General features: G+C 44.1%; 18 protein-coding genes. 10 read left to right on the top strand and 8 right to left on the bottom strand.

What is annotated here, in order from left to right; translation table 11 throughout:
• The first annotated feature begins 95 nt into the window (after window positions 1-95).
• The 8 genes from K1X61_01705 to gldN all read left to right on the top strand — a co-directional run bounded on the left by K1X61_01705 (window position 96) and on the right by gldN (window position 9,873).
• Window positions 96-1,874: a BamA/TamA family outer membrane protein gene (locus K1X61_01705; protein MBX7107340.1), complete on the top strand. Its 1,779-nt coding sequence runs from the start codon at window positions 96-98 to the stop codon at window positions 1,872-1,874.
• Between the two features lie 3 nt (window positions 1,875-1,877).
• Window positions 1,878-2,867: a DUF4271 domain-containing protein gene (locus K1X61_01700; GenBank protein MBX7107339.1), complete on the top strand. Its 990-nt coding sequence runs from the start codon at window positions 1,878-1,880 to the stop codon at window positions 2,865-2,867.
• Between the two features lie 25 nt (window positions 2,868-2,892).
• Complete coding sequence (locus tag K1X61_01695) at window positions 2,893-3,723, top strand: uroporphyrinogen-III synthase (GenBank protein MBX7107338.1); 831 nt, start codon at window positions 2,893-2,895, stop codon at window positions 3,721-3,723.
• Window positions 3,724-3,975: 252 nt separating this feature from the next.
• Window positions 3,976-4,956, top strand: coding sequence for a type IX secretion system membrane protein PorP/SprF (locus tag K1X61_01690; GenBank protein MBX7107337.1), 981 nt, complete (start codon window positions 3,976-3,978; stop codon window positions 4,954-4,956).
• Window positions 4,957-5,116: 160 nt separating this feature from the next.
• Window positions 5,117-6,388, top strand: a complete 1,272-nt coding sequence (locus K1X61_01685; GenBank protein MBX7107336.1) for an SUMF1/EgtB/PvdO family nonheme iron enzyme — start codon at window positions 5,117-5,119, stop codon at window positions 6,386-6,388.
• 62 nt (window positions 6,389-6,450) lie between these two features.
• Complete coding sequence (gene gldL / locus K1X61_01680; protein ID MBX7107335.1) at window positions 6,451-7,278, top strand: gliding motility protein GldL; 828 nt, start codon at window positions 6,451-6,453, stop codon at window positions 7,276-7,278.
• A 58-nt stretch (window positions 7,279-7,336) separates the two neighbouring features.
• Window positions 7,337-9,016 (top strand): hypothetical protein, encoded by a 1,680-nt coding sequence (locus K1X61_01675; protein MBX7107334.1) that lies wholly within the window; start codon window positions 7,337-7,339, stop codon window positions 9,014-9,016.
• Between the two features lie 26 nt (window positions 9,017-9,042).
• A complete protein-coding gene (gene gldN / locus K1X61_01670) occupies window positions 9,043-9,873 on the top strand; it encodes a gliding motility protein GldN (GenBank protein MBX7107333.1) in 831 nt (276 codons plus the stop codon).
• Window positions 9,874-10,049: 176 nt separating this feature from the next.
• Here the strand turns inward: gldN and K1X61_01665 are convergent, their stop codons facing one another.
• The 4 genes from K1X61_01665 to can all read right to left on the bottom strand — a co-directional run bounded on the left by K1X61_01665 (window position 10,050) and on the right by can (window position 16,735).
• Window positions 10,050-11,483 carry a tetratricopeptide repeat protein gene (locus K1X61_01665; GenBank protein MBX7107332.1) on the bottom strand — a complete coding sequence of 478 codons (1,434 nt, stop codon included), beginning with the start codon at window positions 11,481-11,483 and terminating at the stop codon, window positions 10,050-10,052.
• A 290-nt stretch (window positions 11,484-11,773) separates the two neighbouring features.
• Entirely contained in the window at window positions 11,774-14,107 is a 2,334-nt protein-coding gene (locus K1X61_01660) for a hypothetical protein (GenBank protein ID MBX7107331.1), read from the bottom strand.
• Window positions 14,108-14,216: 109 nt separating this feature from the next.
• Window positions 14,217-16,055 (bottom strand): excinuclease ABC subunit UvrC, encoded by a 1,839-nt coding sequence (uvrC, locus tag K1X61_01655; GenBank protein ID MBX7107330.1) that lies wholly within the window; start codon window positions 16,053-16,055, stop codon window positions 14,217-14,219.
• Window positions 16,056-16,081: 26 nt separating this feature from the next.
• Window positions 16,082-16,735: a carbonate dehydratase gene (gene can, locus K1X61_01650; GenBank protein ID MBX7107329.1), complete on the bottom strand. Its 654-nt coding sequence runs from the start codon at window positions 16,733-16,735 to the stop codon at window positions 16,082-16,084.
• 312 nt (window positions 16,736-17,047) lie between these two features.
• Here can and mtgA point away from each other — a divergent pair, with 312 nt between their 5' ends.
• Window positions 17,048-17,746, top strand: coding sequence for a monofunctional biosynthetic peptidoglycan transglycosylase (gene mtgA / locus K1X61_01645; protein MBX7107328.1), 699 nt, complete (start codon window positions 17,048-17,050; stop codon window positions 17,744-17,746).
• A 241-nt stretch (window positions 17,747-17,987) separates the two neighbouring features.
• Window positions 17,988-18,641 (top strand): START domain-containing protein, encoded by a 654-nt coding sequence (locus K1X61_01640; protein MBX7107327.1) that lies wholly within the window; start codon window positions 17,988-17,990, stop codon window positions 18,639-18,641.
• 846 nt (window positions 18,642-19,487) lie between these two features.
• On the opposite strand, the gene K1X61_01635 is transcribed toward K1X61_01640, so the two are convergent.
• The 4 genes from K1X61_01635 to K1X61_01620 all read right to left on the bottom strand — a co-directional run bounded on the left by K1X61_01635 (window position 19,488) and on the right by K1X61_01620 (window position 26,790).
• On the bottom strand, window positions 19,488-20,687 hold the full coding sequence (locus K1X61_01635; GenBank protein ID MBX7107326.1) for an HAD-IB family phosphatase: 1,200 nt from the start codon (window positions 20,685-20,687) through the stop codon (window positions 19,488-19,490).
• 208 nt (window positions 20,688-20,895) lie between these two features.
• Window positions 20,896-21,519 (bottom strand): hypothetical protein, encoded by a 624-nt coding sequence (locus K1X61_01630; GenBank protein MBX7107325.1) that lies wholly within the window; start codon window positions 21,517-21,519, stop codon window positions 20,896-20,898.
• A gap of 51 nt (window positions 21,520-21,570) precedes the next feature.
• Window positions 21,571-23,790: a transglycosylase domain-containing protein gene (locus K1X61_01625; protein MBX7107324.1), complete on the bottom strand. Its 2,220-nt coding sequence runs from the start codon at window positions 23,788-23,790 to the stop codon at window positions 21,571-21,573.
• A 210-nt stretch (window positions 23,791-24,000) separates the two neighbouring features.
• Window positions 24,001-26,790, bottom strand: a complete 2,790-nt coding sequence (locus tag K1X61_01620) for a tetratricopeptide repeat protein (protein ID MBX7107323.1) — start codon at window positions 26,788-26,790, stop codon at window positions 24,001-24,003.
• Window positions 26,791-26,846 lie beyond the last annotated feature (56 nt).

The raw sequence follows: 26,846 nt of genomic DNA, 5'->3' as shown, positions 1-26,846 counted from the left end.
ATTCGCGGAAAGGGTTTCAGACCGCTGTTTCCCTGAATGGTAGATTTGTCATTGATCATTGATAGTTTTGTAAATTCATTTACCGCAATATTGGCATGCGTTTTCTGATTTTTATCTTACTGCTCCTGGCAACTTATAACCTGCATGCGCAGGGAAACTTCCTCCTCCGCATTATTCCTGCCGACAAAGATACCGGCTTTTTAACGAAGGATTTTGCCTACAAAAGAAACCAGCGCGATTCAATGTCCGCTGTAGCTGAAATGCGCAGCCTGCTCAATAAACTCTATGAAAAAGGGTTTCTCGAAGCAACGTATTCATCCATCATCGCCGACTCCATGCGGTTATCGGCGACACTTTATACCGGTAATCAATGGAGATGGGCCAGTCTTTCCAATGGCAATGCCGATGAAGTTATGCTTGACCGGATTGGTTTCCGGGAAAAATTATTTGACGGAAGCACGTTCAGCAGCGAAGGAGTTGCCGGCATGATGGATAAGCTGCTTACCTATTTAGAAAATAACGGATATCCGTTCGCTTCCGTGAAGCTGGATAGTTTGCATATTCAGGAGCAACAGTTGCATGCTAAAATTTTTGTCACAAAAAATAAGCTGATCACAGTCGACAGTATTAATGTAAAAGGGGATGCAAAAATCTCGCCCAAATATCTATCGGGTTATCTTGGTTTACGGTTACCGGCAGTATATGATGATGACGCCATTAAAGGTATCACAGGTAAGCTTGCGGAGCTCCCGTTTCTCAGCGAGGAGCGCCCGTCGGCAGTTCAGTTTAATAACGCTACTGCAACGGTGCTTTTATACCTGAAGAAAAAGAATGCCAGCAGTTTTGATTTCCTGTTAGGTGTGTTGCCAAACAGCGGATCTGACGGTAAGCTGCAGGTCACCGGCGACGGGCAATTGAATCTTATTAATCCATTCGGCAGAGGAGAATCACTCAGTTTGCGGTTTAACCAGTTGCCCGGAAAAGCAACGCAGGTGAATCTGAAAGGTGCTTATCCCTATCTGTTCAATTTGCCTTTCGGCATAGAGGCAGGCTTCGACCTCTATAAAAACGATACACTGTACCTGGAGGTGAAAGAAATGATTGGACTGCAATACCTGTTTACTGGTGTGAACAGTTTTAAGTTTTATTTCAGAAATATTTCCAATGCAGTTTTATCGGTTGACACACTAAGCATATTGCAGACTAAAACTTTACCTGCGAATATCGACTACAACACCCGGCTTTACGGTGTCGGCTTTGTTTTCGAAAAGCTTGATTACCGCATCAATCCACGCCGTGGTGTTGCATTGCTTATTAATGCGGAAGGCGGCAATAAGACCATAAAGGAAAATGCAAAGATCACCACGCTGACAGATCCATCCGATCCTGCATTTGATTTTGGTTCATTATACGATTCTGTCAATGAAAAAAAAACACAGTTCAGGCTGATGGGCAGCGTAAACAAATACTGGCAGGTAGCCGGCCGGAGTTCATTCCTTGCAGCATATCATGGTGGCGCCATTATTGCCGATAAGATTTACGCAAATGAACGGTTTTTACTTGGCGGGTTCCGTTTGTTAAGAGGGTTTGATGAACATGCCATTCTCGCTACCAGTTATCATGTGTTCACCGGTGAATATCATTACTTCATCAGCAGGAACTCATTCTTCTATCTGTTCTTTGATGGAAGTTATGTGGAAGACCGGTCAGTTGAACCGCTTATCCACGATACGCCCTATGGCTTTGGCGCAGGCTTTAATTTCGAAACTAAAGCTGGTATCTTTGGCGTAAGCTATGCTCTTGGGCATCAACAAAACAACCCCATTGAACTCCGCGCGGCGAAAATTCATTTTGGATATCTCAATAATTTTTAGCTGATGCAGAGGACACCTTACCGCTGCCTGATGTTCATTATCGCATCAGCCATTAATTGTTTTTTTTCTTTAGGGGCAGCTGCGCTTCAGGCTGAAGAACCGGCTTTGTCAACAGCGCAACACCTGGTATATGATGGTGATACCATTGCATTGGATAGTCATGATTCTGTTAGCGCCGCTGTTGGTGTATTCAGCGATTCATCCGGCAGTGCGCTGCTTGATCAGCTTGCTATCCGTTACCGGTTATGGCATGATCAGTTTCCGTCTCCTGTTGTGCACCATAGTTATGGTTCCGCAGTGGCGGTATTATATGAAATTCCGCGTAAGCAACAGCGTGAAGACTGGAAATTCTATCTCGCTTTTTCATTGCTGATCCTGCTGGCGTTTATTCGCTTTGGATACGCAAAGGAATTTGACGAGCTGTTCTCGGCCTTTAAAAACTGGGGGCCCAGTCAGCAGATGTTTCGCGAATTGGGAACTGGGGTTTCATTTGGTACCGTGCTGCTGAACCTGTTTTCATTACTGGTGCTTTCCCTGTTTGCATTTCTATTACTTGGGCAATTTGGGTATCTGCAGGTTGATCCGCCATGGATATTAATGTTGATCGCAGTGGCTGCTGTGACGATCTTCCTGCTTGCGCGTTACCTGCTGCTGAAGGCTGCATCGCTGCTGCTCCCGTTCAGAAAGGAAATTACCCTTTATAACTTCTATGAAATACAACTTAACCGCTTGCTCGGCGTGGCACTTTTTCCTTTGGTATTGTTGCTGATTTTCGCGCCTGCGCCGTTGAGCACCTATGCGCTGTATGCGGCATTGGCAGTATCTGCGGGATGTATTTTGCTCCGTTACCTGAAAGGTTTTAACATCGGGTTCAATTATTTCGGAAGTCATTTGTTCCACTTTTTATTGTATATTTGCGCCCTTGAAATTGCACCTGTGCTGATCATCATTCGATTGTTACAAAACCTGGGACCGCTCAGGTTTTCTTTCTAGAAAAATCAGGATTTAAATGAAATTGATGGTTGAGAAAAATACCAGGCAACTTAAAACAGCAGCGGATTCCGGTACATCATCTTCAAAGCCCATCAACGGGAATTCTGCAAAACAAGTCATCAAGTCGATTCTGATCACTCAACCGAAACCGGAGAATGATAAGAATCCGTATTATGAACTGGCACGCAAACATAAAATCAGTGTTGATTTTAAACCCTTTATTCATCTCGAAGGTGTTTCCGCTAAAGAATTCCGCAAGCAGAAAATAAATCCCGCTGACTTTTCAGCATTAATATTCACCAGCAGAAGTGCAGTTGATCAGTTCTTCAAACTATGTGATGATCTGCGCGTCAGGATGTCACCGGATGCCAAATACTACTGCATGACAGAAGCTATTGCGCTCTATCTGCAGAAATACATCTTATTCAGAAAACGAAAGGTCTTTTTTGGGGATGGTACTTTTCAGGGATTGACAGAGATAATTGAAAAGCACCGTGATGGGGAGAAATTCCTGATGCCCTGTTCCGATATTCATAAGTCAGATACGTCGGATTACCTGAAAAAGAAAAAATATGAATTTGCGGAAGCGGTTATTTTTAAAACGGTCCCTGTAGAACTTGTCGAAAATGAATTGCGGAAGTATGATATGGTGGTGTTCTTTACGCCAACCGGTGTTAATGCACTCAAACAAAACTTCCCTGATTTCAAACAAAAATCTATGAAGATCGGCGCCTTCGGTCCGGTAACAGCACAGGCGGTGATGGATGCAGGCCTGCATATTGATGTACTGGCCCCTGCACCACAAGCGCCCAGCATGACGATGGCTATTGATAATTATCTGAATAGCATCGGCTGAGTTATTCCTGATCATTGCTGAATTAAATCACACTCATCAGCTTCCATTCTTGGGATGCATTGGTTGGGTAGGTCATCAGGTCTATCCCGGTTGCGATGTGCTTACTGGTTAGTGTGAATTGTGGTGTTTAGCTCATTGATCCGTGCTTCCATAAATTTTTCATTGGCCATTACAGCATTTCTGCGAAGCATCATCGCAGTTTTTGATGGTTACGTAAAATTGTTCTTAATTTACAGCAACCAGAAGTTATCTATGCAGCCAGGTCAATGGAAGAAGATAAGTGTAGTGTTACTGCTATGCATGGGGCTTAGGTCATTTGCGCAGCAGGATCCGCAGTTCAGTCAATATTTCCTGAACCAGGCTGCATACAATCCTGCTTTTACCGGATTAGACAAGTCACTGAGTGCGACAGCACAGTTCAGGAGTCAATGGATGGGCATTGAAGGACATCCCATCTCGCAAAATATTGCAGTGCATTCACCGGTTCCGGTTTTGCATGGCGGCCTCGGTATCGTGCTGCTCAATGAACAGGCTGGTGTGCTTCGTAACACTGGCGTTACGGTTAACTATTCCTATATCATTAAGACAAAAGCCGGTGAATTTTCTTTTGGTGTGAGTGGCGGTGCAGTGCAGGTGGAAGTGGATGGGTCGAAACTGCGTGCACCTGACGGTGAGTATCTCAATGGCGACATCAACCACAATGATTTCCTGCTGCCGGTTGTGCCGGTCAATGGATTTGCGGCCGATTTTGCTACCGGAATCTTCTTCAATGGAAAAAACCTTTCAGGAGGAATTTCCGTCAGCCACGTGTTGCCACAAACGGTTAAGTTAAACACCGAAGGCAGCAGCCTTTTATTCGATTATGAGCGGCAATACTACCTGCAGTTGGGTTACCTGGCGAAATTCAGCAAACAGGCTGGCATCAGGCCATCGGTTATGGTAAAATCTGATGGTAACTTTTTGCAGGCGGAAGCCGACTTGCTTTTCCTTTATAAGGATTTCCTATGGATGGGAGCAGGCTATCGCGGTTTTAACAACCAAAGTGAAGATGCAATTATTGCCACTGCCGGTATCAACATTGCAGAGAATTTCAGGCTGGGCTATTCTTATGATTTTTCGGTTTCGGCACTGAACACTGTGAATAACGGATCACACGAGGTAGTGTTGAATTACAGGATTGACCTGATGAAACCGGTCAAGCCTGGAAAAATCATCTATACACCTCGGTTCTGAAAAAAGGTTGCCGCGGATACAATAAAAAACCTGAAAACGCATTATTAAGTCCTTGGTTTGCTGAATATTCCGGTTAATCCCCATTTGTTTGTTTAATTGTTTAATTTTTCTACTTTTACAAACTTTCGAAAGTTCAACCACTTTTTAAACAGTTCCGGGTATGTTGAATAAGCACAGTTTTCTTCTGCTGGGCATTGTTGCCGTTTTGGCTGGCTGCCAGGGTGGCTACAATGGACAGTTGCTGGGTTCACTTGATCGTCCGAGTTGGAACGTTACTATTCCATACGGAATGGTTTACATCAAGTCCGGCACACTTCACATTGGGCAAAATGATCAGGACATTAACAATTCCATGATTCAACGTACGAAAACTGTTTCCGTACAGGGATTTTTCATGGACGAAACAGAGGTGACCAATAATGAATACCGCCAATTTGTGGAATGGGTTAGGGATTCCATAGCGCATACTATTTTAGGCGAAGATTATATGCTCGAAGATGATAACGGGAATGAAAAAGTAAACTGGGATGCATATATAGATTACTCGGATCCTGAATTACAGGAATCACTCGACGAACTATATTTTCCTGAAGAGCAACGGATACTTGGTAAGAAAGAAATTGATCCGAGAAAACTTAACTATGTTTATTACTGGGTTGACTATAAAGAGGCTGCCCGTGATGTAAACAGGTTGAATCCGGATTTTGACCGTACAACCGTGATTAAAGAAGAGGTGGTGAATGTTTTTCCGGATACACTTAGCTGGGTTCATGACTTCGCATATTCTTATAATGAGCCAATGACCAGAAATTATTTCTGGCATCCGTCATTTGACAATTACCCGGTTATCGGAGTAACCTGGAACCAGGCAATGGCTTTCAGCAAATGGAGGACAAGGCTGTGGAATGATTTTCTCACTTCGCACGGTGAAGCAACAAACGATGAATTCCGCCTTCCTACGGAAACGGAATGGGAATATGCGGCACGCGGCGGAAGGGATCTCGCACCTTATCCCTGGGGCGGACCTTATATGAGAAATAAGAAGGGCTGTATTCTTGCCAACTTCAAACCGGGCCGCGGAGATTATCCCGACGATGGCGGCATGTACACAGTGAAGGCTGATGCTTATTTCCCGAATGACTACGGCTTATACAATATGGCTGGAAATGTTGCCGAATGGACATCCACCGCTTTCTATGAAAACAGCTACCACTTTGAGCATGACCTGAATCCTGATATTCGCTACGATGTGGATGCAGGCGACCCTATTACGATGAAACGCAAAGTTATTCGTGGCGGGTCGTGGAAGGATATTGCTTATTTGTGCCAGGTGGGTACGCGCAACTATGAATACCAGGACACTGCCAAGTGTTACATCGGTTTCAGGGATGTCATTACATTCCTGGGACGGTCTATTGATGACAGGCAATAACATCGAATCAATCAATTTCTGAATAGTATTTCGATTTTTTAAACATTTAAAACAGCTTATCAATGAATAGAATCGTTGTATTCTTTGAATCCGAAAGAGGCAAGAGGTTGAAAAACCTGATCATCGGAGTTGGTGCTTCCGTTGTATTATTAGGTGCACTTTTTAAATTGCAGCACTGGGATTTTGCCAGTGAATTCCTCATCATCGGCATGTGTACTGAGGCGTTCATTTTCGCATTGCTGGGTATTCTTCCTCCGCATAAGGATTATTACTGGGAGAAGATTTATCCGGAACTCGATTTCGCACCTGATGAAGATGAACTGAAAATGATTAAAGAAACCAGCACGCATGGCTCTTTAACCAATCAGCTGGATCAGATGATGTCAGAAGCAAAGCTGGAACCTGAGCTGATCAGGAGATTGGGAGATAATCTGAAACGGCTTGGAGATAATATTTCTCAACTGCATGATTTTACTGACGCATCCATGGCCACCAATGAATACTCTGCCAGCGCCAAACAGGCAGCCGGTGCTTTGGCAGAGATGAAGGTAGCATATGCCAACGCTACAGAAGCAGCCAAACTGCTTGGTAATGCAACTGCTGAAACAAAAAGCTATCATGAACAGGTACAACAGGTTTCTAAAAATCTTGCACAGCTCAATGCCATTTATGAACTGGAACTGCAGGATACCAACAGTCACCTGAAAACGATGAATAAGTTTTATGGCTCGCTCACGCAGGCTATGGATAATCTTTCCGAATCTGTGGAAGACACCCGGAAATACCGTTCAGAAATGTCTGGCCTGGCTAAAAACCTGTCACAGCTCAACAACGTGTACGGCAATATGCTGACAGCAATGACCATGGGTGGTCAGCATCGCGAGGGATAGAGAGAGAAGAGTATAGTATAGTTCGTTTTTCCAACAGTTATCAAAATTGAATTAAAGAATGTCCATACCTAAGGAACCGCGCCAGATCATGATCAACCTCATGTACCTGGTGTTGACAGCCCTTCTTGCATTAAATGTGTCGGCTGAAATCCTGCATGCATTTCATGTTGTGAATTCCGGCCTTGCTGTTTCATCCGCTGCCATAACCAGCAAGAATAATCAGACTTTCGCCGCATTTGAGGAGCAGTTTAAAAACGACTCACAGCGCACCGGCCCATTCCTTGAAAAGGCAAAGAAAGCGAAAGTGATGTCCGATCAGCTTTATGCGGAGATTGAAGATATTCAGAGGGAACTGATTGCTGAATCAGGCGGTATCGTGAGCAATGAAACCGGTGAGAAGCTGGATGTGAAATCAATGCCGGTAGCTGAACTGATGAAAAAGGGAGAATTATTTGATGATCGCAATCTCGAGGTTTCCACGAATCTCATGATCAATAAAGGAAAGGGGGATGAACTGAAGGCAAAAATCAACAAGTTGCGGGCCGACCTGCTTACTTTAGTTGATAATCCGCAAGACAAGAAAACACTGGAAACACAGATTTCAGTGCATGCAGTAGATCCGACTGAGAAAATTGATGGGGTATTAAAAAACTGGACAGTCACTAATTTTGAAATGGTGCCAACCATCGCTGCACTTACCTTGCTGAACAAATACCAGAACGATATCCGTAATTCGGAAGATCTGATTGTGGAATATCTCTTTAAGCAGGTGAATGCAAAAACGGTGGTAGTAGACAGGATCCTGGCAAAGGTGATTGCGCCCACAAGCTATATCATGGCCGGACAACAATACAAAGCCGACATTTTTGTGGCTGCATACAGCTCAACCGTGAACCCTGAAGTATATGTAGGACCTTTGAATTATGGTATTGCACAGAAGGATGAAAACGGTAACTTCAAAGAACTGACCGAGAATCCTGTTTCCGGCGGTGGCAAGAAAATAGAAGTGGTGGATGGAATGGGAAAGTATGAAACGGTGGCCGGTGGAGAAGGGATACAGAAATATTCAGGTGCTGTAATGGTGCAGGGCCCTGATGGCAAACCAAGATATTATCCTTTTGAATCAGAATACCAGACAGCAAAAGGTTCGGTTGTGGTATCATCTGAGAACCTGAATATCATTTATGCCGGTATTCCGAATCCTTTCTCGGTTTCAGTTCCGGGATTTCCTGCCGACAAAGTGAGTGCTTCCGCAACCCAGGGAAGCTTTACGAAATCAGGGTCCGGCAAATATACCGCTGATATGCCCGGTTCACTGGTGAATCAGAAAGTCACTGTGAATGTATCCGTGGCACTGGAAGGGGGCAACCGGCAGATTGGCTCGCAGGAATTTGTTATTAAGAGAATACCCGATCCAATTGCTGCCATCAATGGTACGATTACGGAAGGTGATATCCCAACAAGCACTTTGAAGGCTGTGCCCGGTATCGGTGCAATCCTGAAGGACTTCTACTTCCAGGGCGTGCGTTTTGATGTAACCTCGTTTGAATGTGTTTATATTCCAAAGAGACAAGATGCGCGGATAGAACAAAACTCCGGCGCAAAATTTAATGCAAAGGTTGCGCAGTTTGTGCAGGGATGTAAACCCGGAGATCAGATCATCTTCAGAAAGATAAGAGCAGTAGGTCCTGATAAAACACCTAGAAATCTTAATAGTATTCCGCTTCAGATCAAATAAAGGATTCAATCCGTAAATCAGTTGTTATGAAGAAAATGAGCATCCTTCCCGTCTTTTCAGTTATCATGCTTGCGGGGGCATTCAGTGCTTTCGGGCAGGCTGATGAAACTATGCCAAGGGATCTGTTTTATGACAAGGTAAGCCCCGTGGAAAGGGAAGTTGTTCCTTACGATAATATCCGTGAAGCGGATGTTCTGTGGCAAAAGCGTGTTTGGAGAATCATTGATTCCAGGGAAAAGATGAACCTGCCGTTTAAATATGAGGGCATCGACTGGAAAGACCTGAAACCACTCGTTTTCATCCTTCGTGATGCTGCTATCTCGGGCGAAATCACTGTATACCAGGAGGATAATTTCAAGACGGTGAAATTGCCCGCCGATGTTGCCAAGATTGGCGCCGGCAATGATACCATTCAACTCTCAGACCTTGATGGTAACTATGTGAAAGATACTGTTCTCGTAAGAGAGTTTGACCCCACGAAGGTCAGCAAATACCGTATAAAGGAAGATTGGTTTTTTGATAAGGAGACTTCCAGCATGCAGGTTCGCATACTTGCCATTGCACCGCTTTATTATGATGATCAGATTCAGCTGGATCTTCCGATGTTCTGGGCATATTATCCAACCACCCGAAACGTGCTGGTAAAGCAGGAGGTGTTTAATGCCCGTAATGATGCCATAAGATTATCATGGGATGATCTTTTTGAGATGCGGATGTTCAGCAGTTACATCTACAAAGAGTCCAATGTGTTTGACCGGAGGATACAGGACTATGCTACCGGCACGGATGCCTTGCGCGAGTCAGACCGGATCAAGCAGGAAATTTTTGAGTACGAGCATAATCTGTGGTCGTATTAACCGAAGCTCGCAGAGAATCTGGTGTATATTTTTTTCTGTGAACACCAGCCCGCCCGCCCGGAATAATTCCCTGATGGTGTAACAAATTTTATCCGGGGCGATTTTCATAAAGACGTTGAGTTCATCAAACTGACACTGTATTGCAACAAGCCGGGCATGCAGTTGTGACTCCTTCGTTATCTCACTTTTGCTTTGTTCTCCTTATGTATTACTTTCTTCAATAGAAAATGCTCAATGGATTTATTGATCGGTCCCAACGAAAAGATGATCACCATTTTTACGATCAATGAAATAAAATAATTGTTTGCCGGAACAACAGATAAGGCAAAATGTAAAATTGTGTCGTCCAGTATAAATAGCGCGATGGCAATAACAAGCGTAATCGCCCTCGCTTTTCTTCCGATTTTGGCGCGCGTCAGTTCATCAACGATTTCCTGCAGTTCAATGTTCTTCTTTTCAATCTCCTGTTTTTGTTTTTTGATGATACTGTTTTCCTTTTTAGTCTGCTCGGCTTCGAATATAATCCGTGCATTTATTAATTTCCTGGCATTATCTTCTGCTTCCACCTGCTCACGGAGATGATGAAAATCTTTATAGTGCTGCAGGCTCTTTGTAAGATCGCCCCTTCGTTCGTATATATCCGACAACAGCAGGTGCATCTGATACATTTTGAGCTTCACTTTGAGTGGCAAGGCCATTTTCAATCCTTTTTCGAGAATATCAACTGAATCCTTCCACCGTTGCTGTTTTATATATGTTTCTCCCAACTGCAGACAACTTGTTATGACTCCGCCTGTAAATCCATATTGTTCTCTCATGGTAAGGGCTTCGAGGTGCAATTTCCCTGCTGTTTCAAAATCCTGAACAGCATAGTAGTAATTGCCCAGTTCACCGATTGAATTGCAAAGCGATAATGGATGATTATATTTTTCTGCAACCGTCTTCGCTTTTTCAAAGCATAGTTTTGCTGCGGGATAATTTTGATTAATAAGATAAACTTTTCCAAGGCCATGCAAAGCGTAAATATTCCAGTAAAATGAACCTGTAGCCTCTGCCTTTTCCAGGCTCGTGGTGAAATGACTGATCGCTGCTTCATACTGTTTCATCTCTAAGAGCGTTCCGCCAAGCGTGACACCACATGCCATATAGAAATGGCGGAATAATTCAGTTTTTTTTAGTTGCTCATGTGCCTCCCAAAGTGCCATGAGGGCCATATCAAAATTTCCAAGTGTGCGATAGATACTTCCCTGCAGGAGAGTGCAGACTGCAGCGCCGTTGCGATCATTCTGCCCATTAAATAGGTCTGTTAATTCCGTAAGCATGGGCATCGCTAATTCATATTGCTCATTGTAGAACCGGCTGAATGCAAGGATCAGTTTCGAATAAGCAAACCTCAGTTGTTTGTGCTTTGCATGCTGCTCTGTCCATTTATAATGGCTCTCCGCCAAATCGAGCAGTTTGGACCTTTCTAATAAAATAGCAGATTCAAAAAAGGCCACCGCATGTGTTGCTATATCTGCCGATGCGCATTTTTTGAGCTCATCCAAATGACGGTTGATATGATGGTAATCGTGCATGAATGAAAGTGAAACTAAGAAAAGTAATTTCAAATATGCAAGACATTTATCTGCTCCTGTCTGCCTTCATTTCTAATGAATGTAATGAGATTGCTTTCCGCACTGCGCAGGCACTCATACAAGATATACAGCGATAACTATCTGGGGATGCATTTAGTCAATCAGACTTGAGCAAATCCCTTTTTCAAAAAATGGGAAGTCATCAGGTTAGCCCAAAGCCTTTATCAATAATTATTTTTTGTTTGAAGTCATCGATTTTTAGTAAGTGGCTGTTGAAGTTGTTGCTTTCTTTTTTACTGTTTTGCTTTCGACCTGCACAGCATTCACTTTGGATTGGTTGACGGCCTTGAAACGGCATTGTTGGTTTTCGGCTGCCGTTGTGTGCCTTGCTGATATTGTTTAAAGCTTTGATTTCTTTGCTGACCCAGATCTCTTTGTTGTTGTTGCTTTTGCAACTGAGTGCGGTCAAATGTATTGCTGACCGAAGTACCTGTTTTTTTCTGCGGTTTGTCAGCAACCGGACTCGCGGGTTTCGATGGCGTCATCTTTCCTGACGAGGGTTTTGTCCATCTGTTGCTCTTGCTATCATATTGTTTCCACGCATCATCACGCCCTTTATAAATGTTTCCATATTGATCGGTGTAAACATCATTTTTAACCGTTCCTGTCCGTGTACCGTTTGCCGGAGTTGCAGCAGTGGCAGTGCGGGAGGCATTTCCTTTGTCAATGTTATTTCCCTTTCCTCCTGTAGTGCCCGGCCGGTCGATACTACCCGAGCCATTGCCTGTATTAACTGTTCCGGAAAAAATACCGGGACGGCTGATATAAAGATTTCCGGATCCATTTGCTTCATTCGGTCCAATATGTTCCACCGGTTTGTAATCAGGTTTACTGTTGCTGCTATAGGTATTTCTTGGCCCGTAATAATAATTGTTGTAGGAGTACACTGGTTTATCACCGTAGTAGTGGTTGCACCAGTAATGATACGGAGGATGATAGTATGACGGTCCCCACCAACCGCCATACCAGGAGTTGAAATAGTAGCCATAGGGCAGATAAAACCAACCGCCAAAATTGAATGACAACCCAAAGCTCCACCCTGACCATGGGTTATAGAACATATTAAATCCATAAGTATAGGGCCTCGGGTAAAAATAATTTCCATACCACGGATTGTAGTACCAACCGGTACCGTAAACAATCGTAGGCCCAACTATGTAAGAGCCAAGATATCCGGGAGTGTAACCTACGTAAACAACATCAGGTGTATAATCATAAACGTAAACATACTTCACATTGTAAACAGGGCTGGAAGGCGGAATCTGATCCACTTCATCAGGACGATCAAGGGCCACCTGCCAGGGTCCGCCGGGAGAAGAAGATTCGAACCAAACACCATTGTCAACTGCGTAATATTTGGTGCCTTCACGAAGCACAATAGCTGCAGTATTTGGGGAATAGTAGAGGTCATCGGTACCTTCAACTCTTTCAAATTGAGGGTCACCATCATAACTTACCGATGCGGAAGCCGACTTCCTGTCTACCACTGCCGTTTGCGGAATCTGTGCATCTCGCAATGCGTCATTGGCCTGTGTCGTTCCGGCTACATTTGCCAGCACAATATCTTTTTCAGAACCCACCGGAATATTTTTGAAATCAGCAGGCAACTGATCACTGGCCACATAGCTCCAGTTTCCCGTCAGTGCAGGCGCCTTATACCAGCGGCCGGCAATCAAGATGAAATACTCCTGTGATTGCATATGTAAAAAAACATTATTCGTCGAATTTCTAAGGTAGAGTAAATCAGTCCCTTTAATAGAGGCAAAGTCAGGTTCGCCATCATATTGAATCAACTCGGCAGGTTCCGTAGATACCAGTATTTCCTGTTCCGGTTCACGATTTACCGTATCACGTAATGGAATGTTACCTTCTTTTTCAAGCGTGCGTGAAGCCTGGTTGATTGTGGCCGGCAGATTTTCTGCAGGTGCCCAGCCATTCATAACAGATGATGAAGCATACCATATGCCATCACCATTTAAATAATACTTCTTTTCATTTGGCTCATATAGTATTAAAAAGGGTGTATTAACCACCTGCTGTAAACCGGTTTCACGGAAGTCGGCGAATTTCGGTTCACCATCTATCAATACCAACACAGCAGGCTTGTCGGCAACTATGATTTTCGGAGGTGTATTCTTTATGCCTGCCGCCAGTTCGTCTGCTTGTTTGTTTTCATCCAGTGTTACCAGGAGCCTGTCAATTGATATTTCGAGGTTCCACGACTGGGCATCAGTTTCGATGATACCTGCCATTGCATCTATCTTGGCAGAATCCGGATAAGCAGGAAGGCGCAAATCAATAACCTTGATGGTTTCCAGTGTGGCCATCCTGTTGTCCCTGTCAGTATTTAATCTTACTTCGGCCCACATAACACCAAATACAGGATCTTTCATGCCTGCATTTTTAGCAGAAATTGCAGCACGCACATTTAACAGGTTTCCATTCAGCGATTCGGGTTGCGGCTGATAGATGGTAATCTTTACTTCGTCTTTATCAATAACTTTTGGCCACGGATCTATCTGTGCTGCAAGCAAGGCGGGAAGAAACAGGATACATGTGAGGAACAGAAAAGCTGGGGGAAGGAGTCGCGCTTTCATAGTATGAGCATTCAAGTGAATAACAATCCATATTCACTGCGAAAATTGAACCAAGATGAATCTGCGGATAACCGGATGATACTTTGTCAGGCTGTGCAATCGTAATTATCTAATTCTGTTCCTGTTCCTGTTGTGATGAAGATTCAGCTGTGTTTCTATGCTGAAAATGAGCTTGTATCAAAGCAGACCGGTGCTTTCCGATAACAGCATTCAGTTCTTCAGAGGATGCTGACTTGATTTTTTCAACAGAATGAAAGTGTCTTAATAATTTTTCTGCGGTCTTGTCGGAGATACCTTTGATATGAAGTAAGGACGATTGTAAGGTAGCATTATCTCTCTTCCGGCGATGGAACGTAATGGCAAAGCGATGCGCTTCATCGCGCAGCTGCTGAATGAGCCTTAGAGATGGTGATTTTTTATCGACATACAATGGTAACGGATCACCCGGAAAATAAATTTCCTCCAATCGCTTCGCAATGCCTGCTATTGCAACACTGCCGGTAAGTCCTAATTTTTCCAGGCTGTTCATGGCAGCGTTCAGCTGTCCCTTACCTCCATCAATCATAATAAGCTGCGGCAGCGACTGCTTTTCATCCTGTAATCTTTTATAACGGCGAAATACGATCTCTTCCATTGAGGCAAAATCATTGGGGCCCGTAACGGTTTTTATATTGTAATGACGGTAATCTTTTTTTGCGGGCTTTCCATTCCTGAATACGACCATCGAAGCAACGGGGTACGCACCCTGGAAATTTGAATTGTCGAAACATTCAATATGTACGGGCAACTCCGTAAGCCGGAAATCCTTTTGCAGTTGAGATAGTATTCTTATGGCAGGCGACTCTCGTTTGTTGTCAATGCTTTCTTTCATTTTCGCCAGCAGGTAGTAAGCAAGATTTTTTTCTGAAAGTTCGAGCAGTTTTTTCTTGTCACCACGCGAGGGGACGGTTACCATAATGTCCTTTTCAGGAAAATCCAGTTTGAAGGGTACGATAATTTCCTTTGAGTTGCTCTGCAGCTGATTGCGCAATTCATGTATCACGAACACCAGGATTTCCTCTTTTTGTTCTTCTATCTTTTTGTTGATTTCCAGTGTCCGTGTCTGTATAACGGATCCATTGACAATGCGCATGCAGTTTACATAAGCATTCTTTTCATCCTCTTTAAAGGAAAAGACGTCGACGTTGGTGATGGTTGGATGTACTACCAGTGATTTACTCTGGTAATCCTGCAACGATAACAGCTGTTTTCTGAGCGTTTCTGCTTCTTCAAACCTGTAATGATCGGCATGGTCCTGCATATCCTTTTTCAGGTTTTGAATCACTTCGCCCAGGTTGCCTTTCAGGATATGCCGGATTTGCGCAATGCTGTGATCATAAGACTGCATTGTTTGCCTGCCTTCACAAGGCCCTTTGCAATTGCCTATATGAAACTCGAGGCATACTTTGAATTTTTTCGCCGTAATGTTTTTTTCACTGAGCTGAAGATTGCAGGTACGCAGCGGATACATCTTTCTGATAAAATCAAGAATGCTGCTTACCCGTGCTACGGAAGTATAAGGGCCGAAATATTCCGAACCGTCGCGTTCAATATGCCTGGTAAGAAAAACGCGTGGGAAATTTTCCTTTTTTATGCAGATGAAGGGATAAGTCTTGTCATCTTTCAGGTTGATGTTGTAGCGTGGCTGATAGTTCTTTATCAGTGTGTTTTCCAGCAGCAATGCATCCTGCTCGGTGGCCACAATGGTAAACTCGATGCGTTTGGCGTTGCGCACCATAACACTGGTTTTATACTGCGCATGATTTTTTACAAAGTAGCTGGTGACGCGTTTTTTAAGGTTCTTGGCTTTCCCTACATATATCATCACATTGTTTTCATCAATAAAGCGGTATACACCCGGGTCATCCGGGAGATGCGGAAAGAGATTCTTAAAATCTTCTGTAGTCAAATTACGGTTCGCTTAAGTAAGCAATTTCATTCTTGCCCCGGTGAAGATGGTCCTTCGGCCTGGTAAAATGTTTTTAAGGTGTCTGAATTGGAGAGTTGCACATTCAAATCCCTCAGCTTTCCATCACGGATACTATAAATCCATCCATGCACTGTAACCTGTTGTTTTTTTTCCCAGGCCTTTTGTATGATAGTAGTATTACAGACGTTCACCACCTGTTCAATGACATTCAGCTCGCAAAGGCGGTCAACTTTTTGGTTTTCATCTTCTATCAAGCTGATCTCTTTCTCATATTTTTTCCACACTTCCTTAATATGACGAAGCCAATTGTCGATTAAGCCCAGTTGATTGTCTTTTAACGCTGCCTGCACACCACCGCATCCGTAATGACCGCACACGATAATGTGTTTTACGCGCAGTACTTCCACCGCATATTCAATTACCGAAAGGCAATTAAAATCTGTGTGTACCACTACATTGGCAACGTTGCGGTGCACAAACAATTCGCCGGGCAGCAATCCAACAATTTCATTAGCCGGCACACGGCTGTCTGAACAACCGATCCAGAGATACTCGGGTGATTGTTGCTGCAGCAATTTGGCAAAGAAGTCAGGTTGCGTGGAAGATATGCGGTCCGACCATGCTTTGTTCTTGTCGAATAGATGCTGAAGAGGCTTCATGCAATGACTCTTGATTTATGTGTTGGAATCGCGGTCAAATTAGTGATTCGTGTATTAAGGCGCAAGCAGAAACTGCTTTACAGTACTCCCCTTTTTTATTTAGCAACCATAGCCCTGCTATCCGGTGGGCGAAGCAGGAACATTTGCGGTACTGCCTGCATTTATTATTGACGATATCATCATGCAATAACATCTGGCTTTTCTGCCTGGCAGGCAAACATTCCTGACGACAGCCTTGTTAAACCGCATCTGGAAAGCTACACGATGAATATTATATTTGACGTCATAGGGTATCAGCAAGCGACAGATAACATGAAACTCACCCAATCGATTTCAACAATACGACGATTCATCCTGCGTACGCTGTTTGCGTTGTTTGTTTTTCAGCTGGCTTATTTGTTTTTGGTGAAGTGGGTAAACCCACCGGTAACTGTTACACAGTTAGTCAGTTTGTTTGAAGGCCATGGGATGAAGCGCGATTATGTGGCTTATAGCCAGATCAGTCGCCATGCAAAGCTTGCAGTAATAGCGAGTGAAGATCAATTGTTTCCGGATCACAGCGGTTTTGATTTTACCAGCATTGAAAAGGCCATGAAGTACAATGAGAAGCATCCGAACAGGGTGCGTGGGGCCAGCACCATCAGTCAGCAGGTGGCGAAAAACGTATTTCTCTGGCAGGGAAGGACCTGGTTTAGAAAGGGGATGGAGGTATATTTCACTTTCATGATTGAGTGCTTATACAGCAAGCAGCGCATACTGGATCTGTACCTGAATGTGGCAGAGATGGGAGACGGAGTATTTGGGATTGAAAGCGCGGCACAGACGTATTTCGGTAAACCTGCCGCAAAGTTATCCAGAACAGAAGCCGCCATGATTGCTGCCAGCCTGCCCAATCCAAAGGTCTATAAAGTTAAACCATTAAGCCGTTGGGTTGCCAAACGTTACCCATGGATTGTGAAACAAATGTATCAGCTGGAAGGTGATCCGGATATTGAACAGATATTGAAATAATATGTTTGGTCTTTTTATCGCTGCTGAAGGTAAATTCTTTGCACGGCGACTGTAACCTTTGAGAGCATTTTACATTATATACTCATCAGCGAGCTCATGCTTCGTGAGCGATTGTTTTCAAATCAATCGAACATAAACAGGAAATATTTTTGATACAGATACGTTTCGCAGGATGCCGGACTGGAAGGGCATTGCCTTATACTTTTGTAGTTTTGACCATCCGCACTATCAAGAAATGAAAATGAAACCGGGAAATATGTTACTGCTGGCTGTGGCACTATTCACAAGTCAAACCGTCATTGGCCAGGACGAAAACTGGAAACTTTCAAGAGATCAGAATGGCATCAGGATTTATACGCGACATGTGGAAGGGTATGCGATAGATGAGCTGCGGACACAAGTCACCGTTAACGCGCCTATGAATGCTGTTGTAGCTGCTATTACAGATGCCGACCGGTATAGTGAATGGATTTATTCCTGCACGTATTCTTCCGTTCTTAATAAGATAAGTGAAACGGAGCAGTATCAGTACCAGGTAAACGATTTGCCATACCCTTTCAGTGATCGTGATATTGCCATACATTTCAAAATATGGCAGGATGCTCAGACTAAAAAAGTGTATACTTCCTCAGTGGCTGTGGCCGATTATATTCCTGCTAAGGAAGGTCTTGTACGACTGCCAGTTTTTGTTGGTGGTTATGAAATTACTCCGCTTGCCGGCGGAGCGATCAGCATCAACTACCAGGTGCGTTTTGATCCTGGTGGCAACATCCCGGATTGGCTGGTGAATATGTTTATCGTGAAGGCGCCTTATGAATCAACAGTCAGGCTGCGTGAATTGATAGAAAGCGGGAAATATGATTCGGCGAAGTTTATGTTTCTGAATCAGCTATGAGGTATGGTAATGAATGCCGGTTTTCATGGGTGATCTATGAGCATGGCATGCGATTAATTCATTGTATTGGTTGCACTGGCCGATGCGTCATCCTGAACTTTTTTCAGCAATCTTTAGTATTCCCGGAGTTCTGTTCTTGATGGCAAGATGCCGAAATAAATTCGGCATGACGTCGGCTGGATAGCATGACGTCGGCTGGATTGTATGACTTCGGTTGGATTGCATGACTTCGGTTGGATTGGATGACGTCGCTTGAATTGTATGACATCGGTTGGATGGCATGAGTTGGATTGAAAGGCATGGCGCTGGCTGAAGTGCAGGCCGTCGTTGAAGCGAATGACTTCGGTCAATGTGATCAGTTACAATTACCGATGTGTCATCCTGAACTTGTTTCAGGATCTTTAAAATTCGCGGAGCAATATCATTGAACGTAAGATGCCGAAATAAATTCGGCATGACGTCGGTTGGATTGCATGACGTCGGTTGGATTGTATGACTTCGGCTGGATTGCATGACGTCGGTTGGATAGCATGACGTCGGTTGGATTGTATGACATCGGTTGGATGGCATGAGTTGGATTGAAAGGCATGGCGCTGGCTGAAGTGCATGTCGTCGTTGAAGCGAATGACTTCGGTCAATGTGATCAGGTACAATTACCGATGTGTCATCCTGAACTTGTTTCAGGATCTTTAAAATTCGCGGAGCAATATCATTGAACGTGAGATGCCGAAATAAATTCGGTGTGACGTCGGTTGAGTTATATGATGTCGGTTGAATGGCATGGCGTCAGTTAGACGGTATGATGCTTTTTGAAGGCGCACTCAATGATGCAATTCGCTGTTCGTATTATTTGCCGATGATGAATTCAATAATTTTTGAAAGATCATCATCTTCAATGCCTTCATCAGCTACCTGGCTTACACCTTGCGCGGTGGAAGGCGGATAAGCAATGCATAATCCGGCGGCGCTGGCAATGTCTTCATCATTAAATCCTTCGCCTATAAAGACAGACTCTGAAATATCAATGCCATTCACCCGGCAAATGAGTTCCAGGGCTGTGGCCTTGCCTTTAAAGTCATAGTCGGTTGTTGTAACCCCGCTTAACCTTCCATCTTCGTCGAATTGCAACTTATTGATGAAAATATAGTCAAAGAGTTTTTCTGCATCCGGAATCTTTTCATGCAGGAACGTATCAATGCCACCTGAAATAATAGCCAGGATGATGCCTTCCTGTTTCAGCAATTTTATGGTATCCATAAAATTTTTGGTGAGCGTCACCTGCTGTGTAATGGCAGAAAAATCTTCGCGTCGCAGGTTTTTTTCCATAAACAGATTCACTGCCCAGTCGCACCATTGTTTATAGGTAGTTTTGCCGGCACGGTAACGTTGCATGCCGGTCTTTTGCAGCTTCCGCGGATACTTGAGATATTCCCAAATCAGTGTCCATGAAAAGGTATAACCCTTTAATAAAGTACCATCAAGATCAAAGGCAACTAATTTATATTTCAGCCAGTCTTTCGGTGTGGTTGCCGCTTTGCTGACGACAAGTGTGTTTACGTCTTCCGTGGCGGATGCCTGAAGGGCCAGGTTATCCTGCATTTGTGACTGAGCAGGCGAAGTATTGATGCCGAGTCTTTTTTGTAATGCATGAACAATTTCAGCCGGATTGTTTTTCCACTTCAGGAATGACTTGTTTCTCAGCAAAATCATTTTCGACCGTATGCTTTTTATCACTTCATCTGTACCTTTCAGCAGTGGCAGAATTTTGACATTGCCTTCTTCCGCTTCCTGGCTCATCATGGCATTCAGCTCAAACAACGGCCAGTTTTTATTGACGGATGCATCGCTCAGCACCACCAGCACGTAGCGGGATTTGACGAGCCCTTCATTTATTTTCGTGATGATGCTGTCGCCCCACAGAATCTCGCCTTCATCGAGCCAATAGGTTATTCCCGCTTCCTTGAAATGTATGGTAAGCGGCTGCACCACATCACTCTTGTCTTCACCCGCATGGCAAATAAAAACATCCCACTTGCTATTCTCCATCTGATCTCATTTTTGCTACTTGCAAATATTCATTATTTACATGATAGTTTAATCATCATTTTTCCTGAAGTGAATTACTGTAATGCAGCAGTATGATCGCCTGTTCACTTAACTGAATATCAGGATTCCCAATAAAATCCGGCCGGGCCAGTCTCCTATTGAAATGCAGCGCCCATCTGTTTTTGCGCTGTAGATCAGGTATTCAATATTACGGTGATGGTGACTCCTCACTACCTGGTGTCACATACGGTGTCAGATAAGCCCGTAAACAGTCAATGATAAATTTAATGCCAATCACCGACAAGCCAGTCAGCGTTGGCGACTGACGGGAAGAAAGTGCCGGTATGAGGTGTTGTGTAACAGCCATGATGAATGCGAGCAGTATCAGCAGGTAGACAAAAGAGAAAATCAATTCAGTGAAAGGCACGGCAACTCTGAAATGTCCGCTCAGGAAAAACTGTATGATCAGCCCGCTGAGGTAATTACACCAGAGTATGGCAACGGCTATTCCAATGCCTTTGAAACTCTCTGAATCAGTACCATTGGCAAATACACCGATGGTGAATGCAACAGCAAGTGAAATTATCATGGCACCTGTAAATAAAGCAGCAATAAGCAATGGAATTTTTCCGGGAAGGGTTTGTATAAATGGTTTTCCATCCATTGCACCCATCATCCTGATGCAGGCAACAATCACAATGATTATTATTTCCATCCAAAACAGGTAAATAACCGGCTGTACACTCCATTGCAGGATCAATACACCGAACGCAGTAATCAACAGGTTGACAATAGCCGCTGCATAGTTGTATTTGTTCCCAAGATTATTCATCTGATAAAAATTACCAATGGCAGCCGGTTATTCTATGCCAGGAACAGATCTTTATTGGTTCTTTTCGCCGGTTCCAAAAATAAAATCCGTGTTTTGTTGCCCTGTTGCTTCATTATATTTCGAGCAATCTGTTTCGATACTCATCTCGCCTTCCGGCATTGCAAAATGCGCATCAGGAGAGATGCTCAGTGATTTGTCGGCATAACAGCTTTTAATAAAGTAAGCCCAGACAGGTAATGCCATGCTTGCACCTTGCCCGTAAAACATGGATTTAAAGCGGATAATACGGTCTTCGCCGCCAACCCAGCAGCCACCCACCACCTGTGGCGTGATGCCCATAAACCATCCATCGGTATTATCCTGTGTGGTGCCGGTTTTCCCGCCCATCTCACCTTTGATCTGAAACTTTCCGCGAAGACGGCTTGCTGTTCCGTGATCAACAACATTTTCAAGCATTTTAACCATCACATAGGCAACCTGGTCTGAAATCACTTCTACCTGCTTGGAAGTAAAGTCCTGTATCACGCTTCCCTTGTTATCTTCAATTCTCAGCAGGTAACGAGGCTTGGTGTAAATGCCCTGGTTGGCGAAAGTGCCATAAGCTCCAGTCATCTCATAAACAGAAATGTCAGGCACGCCAAGGCAAATGGATGGATATGGAGGCATATCACTGGTAATGCCCATACGGCGCGACAGGTCAATCATGGGCTGAGGCCCGAGTTGCTTCATAAGAAAAGCACTTACTGTATTAATGGATTGTTCGAGTCCCTGGTATAAGGTAACCACGCCACCATACTTGCCATCAGAGTTGGAAGGTGTCCAGTTTTGAAAATCGGGAAATGTTATTTTTTCATTTGCTACCTGGAAGCAGGGAGAGTATCCGTTATCTATTGCCAGTGTGTAAAGTATGGGCTTTATGGTGGAGCCAACCTGCCTTTTCGCATTGGAGTTTACATGATCATATTGAAAATAATGATGATTGATACCACCTACCCAGGCAAGAATATTTCCGTTGGTTGGATCCATGGCTAAGAAACCGCAGTGGAGGAAAAATTTATAATACCGGATGGAGTCATAAGGTGACATCGTGGTATCAATTTCTCCACGGTATGAAAATACGGTCATCGGGATTTTAGTTTGGAATGCAAGACGTATTGAATCTTCCGGCATACCTGCCGATTTCATTTTTAACCAGCGTTCACTGCGTTTCATTGCATCTTCAATATATTTCTCGCTCTTTCCCCACGGGGCACTGCCTTTATAGCTGTCATTGAATTGCTTCTGCAAATCACGCATATGCTTTTGCACGGCATCCTCTGCATAGCGCTGCATCTTATAGTTAATGGTGGTATAAATCCGGAGTCCGTCCCTGTAAATATTGTACTGTGAACCATCAGGCTTCAGGTGATCTTTACAGAATTGCGTAAGGTCCTGCCGCAGATATTCACGGAAATACGTGGCGGCACCTTCATTATGATCAGGGCTTACGTAGTTTAATTTAATAGGAACCTGTTTCAGTGAATCATATACCTGCTGCGTCAGAAAGCCATTTTTTTTCATTTGCGACATCACCACGTTTCTGCGGGCAAAAGCAAAATCAGGATGGCGGCGCGGGTTGTAAATGGTGCTTCCATTCAACATGCCGATGAGCAGCGCGGCCTCTTCCACACGCAATGAGTCAGGTGTTTTGTTGAAATAAGTTCTTGCCGCTGATTTGATACCATATGCATTCTCACTGAAAGCGACAGTTTGGAGATATAGATTCAGGATTTCATCTTTCGTATAACGTCTTTCCAGCTTGATGGCAATCACCCATTCCTTAAATTTTGAAAGTAATGTTGCGAATATATTAGATGAAGGCCTAGGAAACAGATTTTTAGCGAGCTGTTGGGTAATCGTACTGGCGCCTTCGCGGTCTCCAATCAACGTAGACAATGCCGCCCTGAGTGTTCCCCAATAGTCGATGCCGGAATGACTGTAAAAGCGAACATCTTCAGTAGCGATGAGGCAGTTGCGGATCATCACCGGTATCTCTTCAAACGATGATGTGGAGCGGTTTTGAAAATAGTATTTGCCAAGTAACACACCGTCTGCCGAATACACCTCTGTAGCCAGCGAGCTGCGCGGGTTTTCAATTTCTTCAAAGGATGGCATTTTACCAAAGACGCCTGCCGCCGCCAGCAACAGCATAGCAAAAAAGAAGATAACACTGCCTGTTACACAGTACCAGAAATAGCTGATAAAGGATTTTCCTTGTTTACGCTGGGGCATGATGCAAACGGATCAGTTGCAGTCGGGCAATTTGTTTTGCAAATAAAGTGAAGTTATGCCTGCTTTTCATCAGGTGAAACCATTTCTGTGCCACACCGGTTGCTGCAATATTGCCGATTATCAATACCGGTTGATCATCATGCAATGAAGGAAAGATTTTTTTGCAACGGCCCTGATGCGGCATTGGCTACGAAGAAGATAGCAGTGAAATCATTCACCTTCTTCATCACCTTCATCATCTTCATTTTCATAATTCCTGGAAAAGAAATCTGCATATTCCGCAACATCTTTACGCTGGTAAAAAAGCGGGAAGTTTTTATCGTCTATCACAAAGACGGTGTATCCGATATCTTCCACCGTTTCAAAGAGTGTCTCGCTTTCGGATACTTCATTGTAGTAAGTCATTGCAGCTGTACGGTTTTTCATCTGCTTCACAACAATCATCTGCGTTTTAGTATCCAGCAATTGCGGGGCGACCTTATAGTTGTCGAGTGAATGTTTGGCTTTATTAAAATCAACCAACCCATTGGAAACATCCTTTGTTTTCGGCGATATAGTCGGGAATACGATCACCAGGTAATGCGGATTGTCGGGATGCATCTGATAGGGTGCAGCCTTTGCATTCTGGCTGCTTTTATTCATTGGGTTTATCTGCTTGTTGGCAGGCACAACGGTCTGCTGCACACCTAAAGCGGTCAGGATTTCAATTGCCTTGTCGTGTACTTCTCCTGCGGGATATTTTTTTACGATGGAGTCAAGGGCATCAATATACTGCTGGCGCCCAAGTGTTTTACCGGTTACCATAGCTTCCAGCAATTCGAATTTTGCCTGCAACGGATTGGGTCTGAAGAGGCTGTCAGCTGCCCGTATCCGTTTCATTACATCTTTATAATTTTCTTGGATATAATAGTCATAGGTAGATGCATAATAGTTGCTCAGTTCATGCTTCTTCGCTTCTTTTTTATTCAGATAGTCCGGATCAGTTATGACCATTGCAAAAACACTGGAAGGATTCTGCAGTATAAGTTGCTTGTATGTCTCAGCTTTTGCAATGTTTCCTGTTTGACTGTATAGCAGATAGAGGTTGTAATACACGGAGTAAATGTTCTCATTATCCGGAAACCGGGCAGCCATTTTTTCAAATATTTCTATGGCTTTCGGAGCATTATTCAGGTCACTCTTGTAAATAGTGGCCAGGTCATAATACGCATCAAAGATGATATTGTTGGAAGCCGCCAGCTTCTCGCTTGTCAGCGGAAGATTTTCATACATGGCTTTTCTTTCTCGGTCGCTTGCCGAAGCACCGGCTGCGAGGTCACCTTCTTTGTCCGCATCGGGTGTTGGCTCAGTATTATCTGCGAGTTGTACGTCGTTCGACTTTTTGTTGCTGCGCCGCCAGTTATCTTCAGGAGGCCGGTTGCCCCATTTCTTGATGAAATCATTGTAGCCCGTGGCCTTCATGGAGGTGTTGTAGAAATACCAGTTGCCGGATGTTCCGGCCTGATTGCCTGGCAGTTCCTGAATTTTTTGCGTCTCCAGGCTCAGCATGGTGTCTTTCGCTGCATATTGTTTCTGGCGTTCAGCAGCGGTGATGGCATTGTCTATTATCTTATTCCGCTCTTTCTCGCTCATTTTCGCCAGTTTTTGCAGGCTGTCCTGCACAAAAATGGTTCTCATGTCTTCCACGATGCGATCGAGCAATGTATTGATTTCTTTCACGCGTGTTAGCGTATCAAATTTAGGATCGAGGAAGGCAACTGCGCTATCGTAATTAGGTTGTGCTGTCAGGTAGTCTTCTTCCGCAAAGCTTAGTTCACCTAACTTAAGAAAAGAGAGCCCTTTCTGGTTGATGTCTCTGAAGCTTTTCTTTATGGATACCTCGAGGTTGCTGATTGCTTCTTCATCCTTGTCCTGCCGCAGGTTGACCAGCGCCATATAGTAATAGATCTGATCATAATAATCCTCATAGCGGTCGTCGCGCGACATTTCTGTCAGTTGCGCCATCACCTCTTTATAGGATCCTGTACCGGACTGCACAAATATTTTTCCCGCATTTATTTTTGCATTGAATTCCATTTCATAGGAAGGCCGCATGGCAGCGATCTCACCGTACTTCTGAATGGCCATTTTATAGTCACCATTCAGCTGATGCAATTGTGCAAGAATGTAGGTATAACGGGTCTGATCTTTTTTATTGGTGGCCAGTGCTGCCGCCTTCGCCATCGGATCAATGGCCTTATCGTATTGTTTCTGTTGTATACCCACGTACGCTTTCGTGAGCGCCAGTTCTTCCGCCAGATCTTTCGGAAACTTATTGCCTTCTTCCAGGTAGGCGATAATGGCATTGGCATCAGAATACTTCTTCAGGTTGGCATAGGAACGCACCATCCATAATAAGTCGATATTACGAATGGGCTTGTGCTTTAAAAAATCTAGTGCTCCCCCTTCCTTTTCCGATGAAGCCTTTGCTTCTTCCTTGGCGCGCTGTGCATCACGTTGCGCCTTTGTCATTGGCTTTCCTTTACGCTTTTTCTTGACTGAAGAGCTGCTGCTGCTGCCGGCGGATGGTACCTTTTCTTTGAACTCTGAGGATACGAATTGGAAAGTTGACAATGCCGCTTCATAGTCTTTCTTGTAGAAATAGGCTTTGCCGATATTGAAGTAACAATCGTCTGCCCACTTGCTTTTCGGATGCAGTTTCACTACGATGGTAAGGCGCTTGATGACCGAATCCATCTCACTTCCTGCGGCAGGATCGTCCGTATTACCTATGTCATAAATGGGGAGCAGCCTGGTGTAGTCGTCTTTTTTGCCCATGCGCATCTGCTGCTCTGCTTCCGTCATCTTCAAATTTGCATAATAGTACCCGTTATAATGCGCACTGGTATTATGATACACCTTGCCGAAATAGGACTGTCCTCCTTTCTTGCCTGAAGAGCAGGCTGATAAAAGGAGAACGGTGAAGAAAGCCGGGAGAAGGTAACGTGTTTTACTACGCAAATGCATCAGGTTTGAAGATCAGTAAGGTAATTCTTAAACGGTAAAAATATTCGAAA

The sequence above is a fragment of the Chitinophagales bacterium genome (assembly GCA_019694975.1).
GTDB lineage: Bacteria > Bacteroidota > Bacteroidia > Chitinophagales > UBA10324 > JACCZZ01.
Note: the sequence above shows the minus strand (reverse complement) of the source record. Positions and strands in the feature narration are given on the sequence as shown.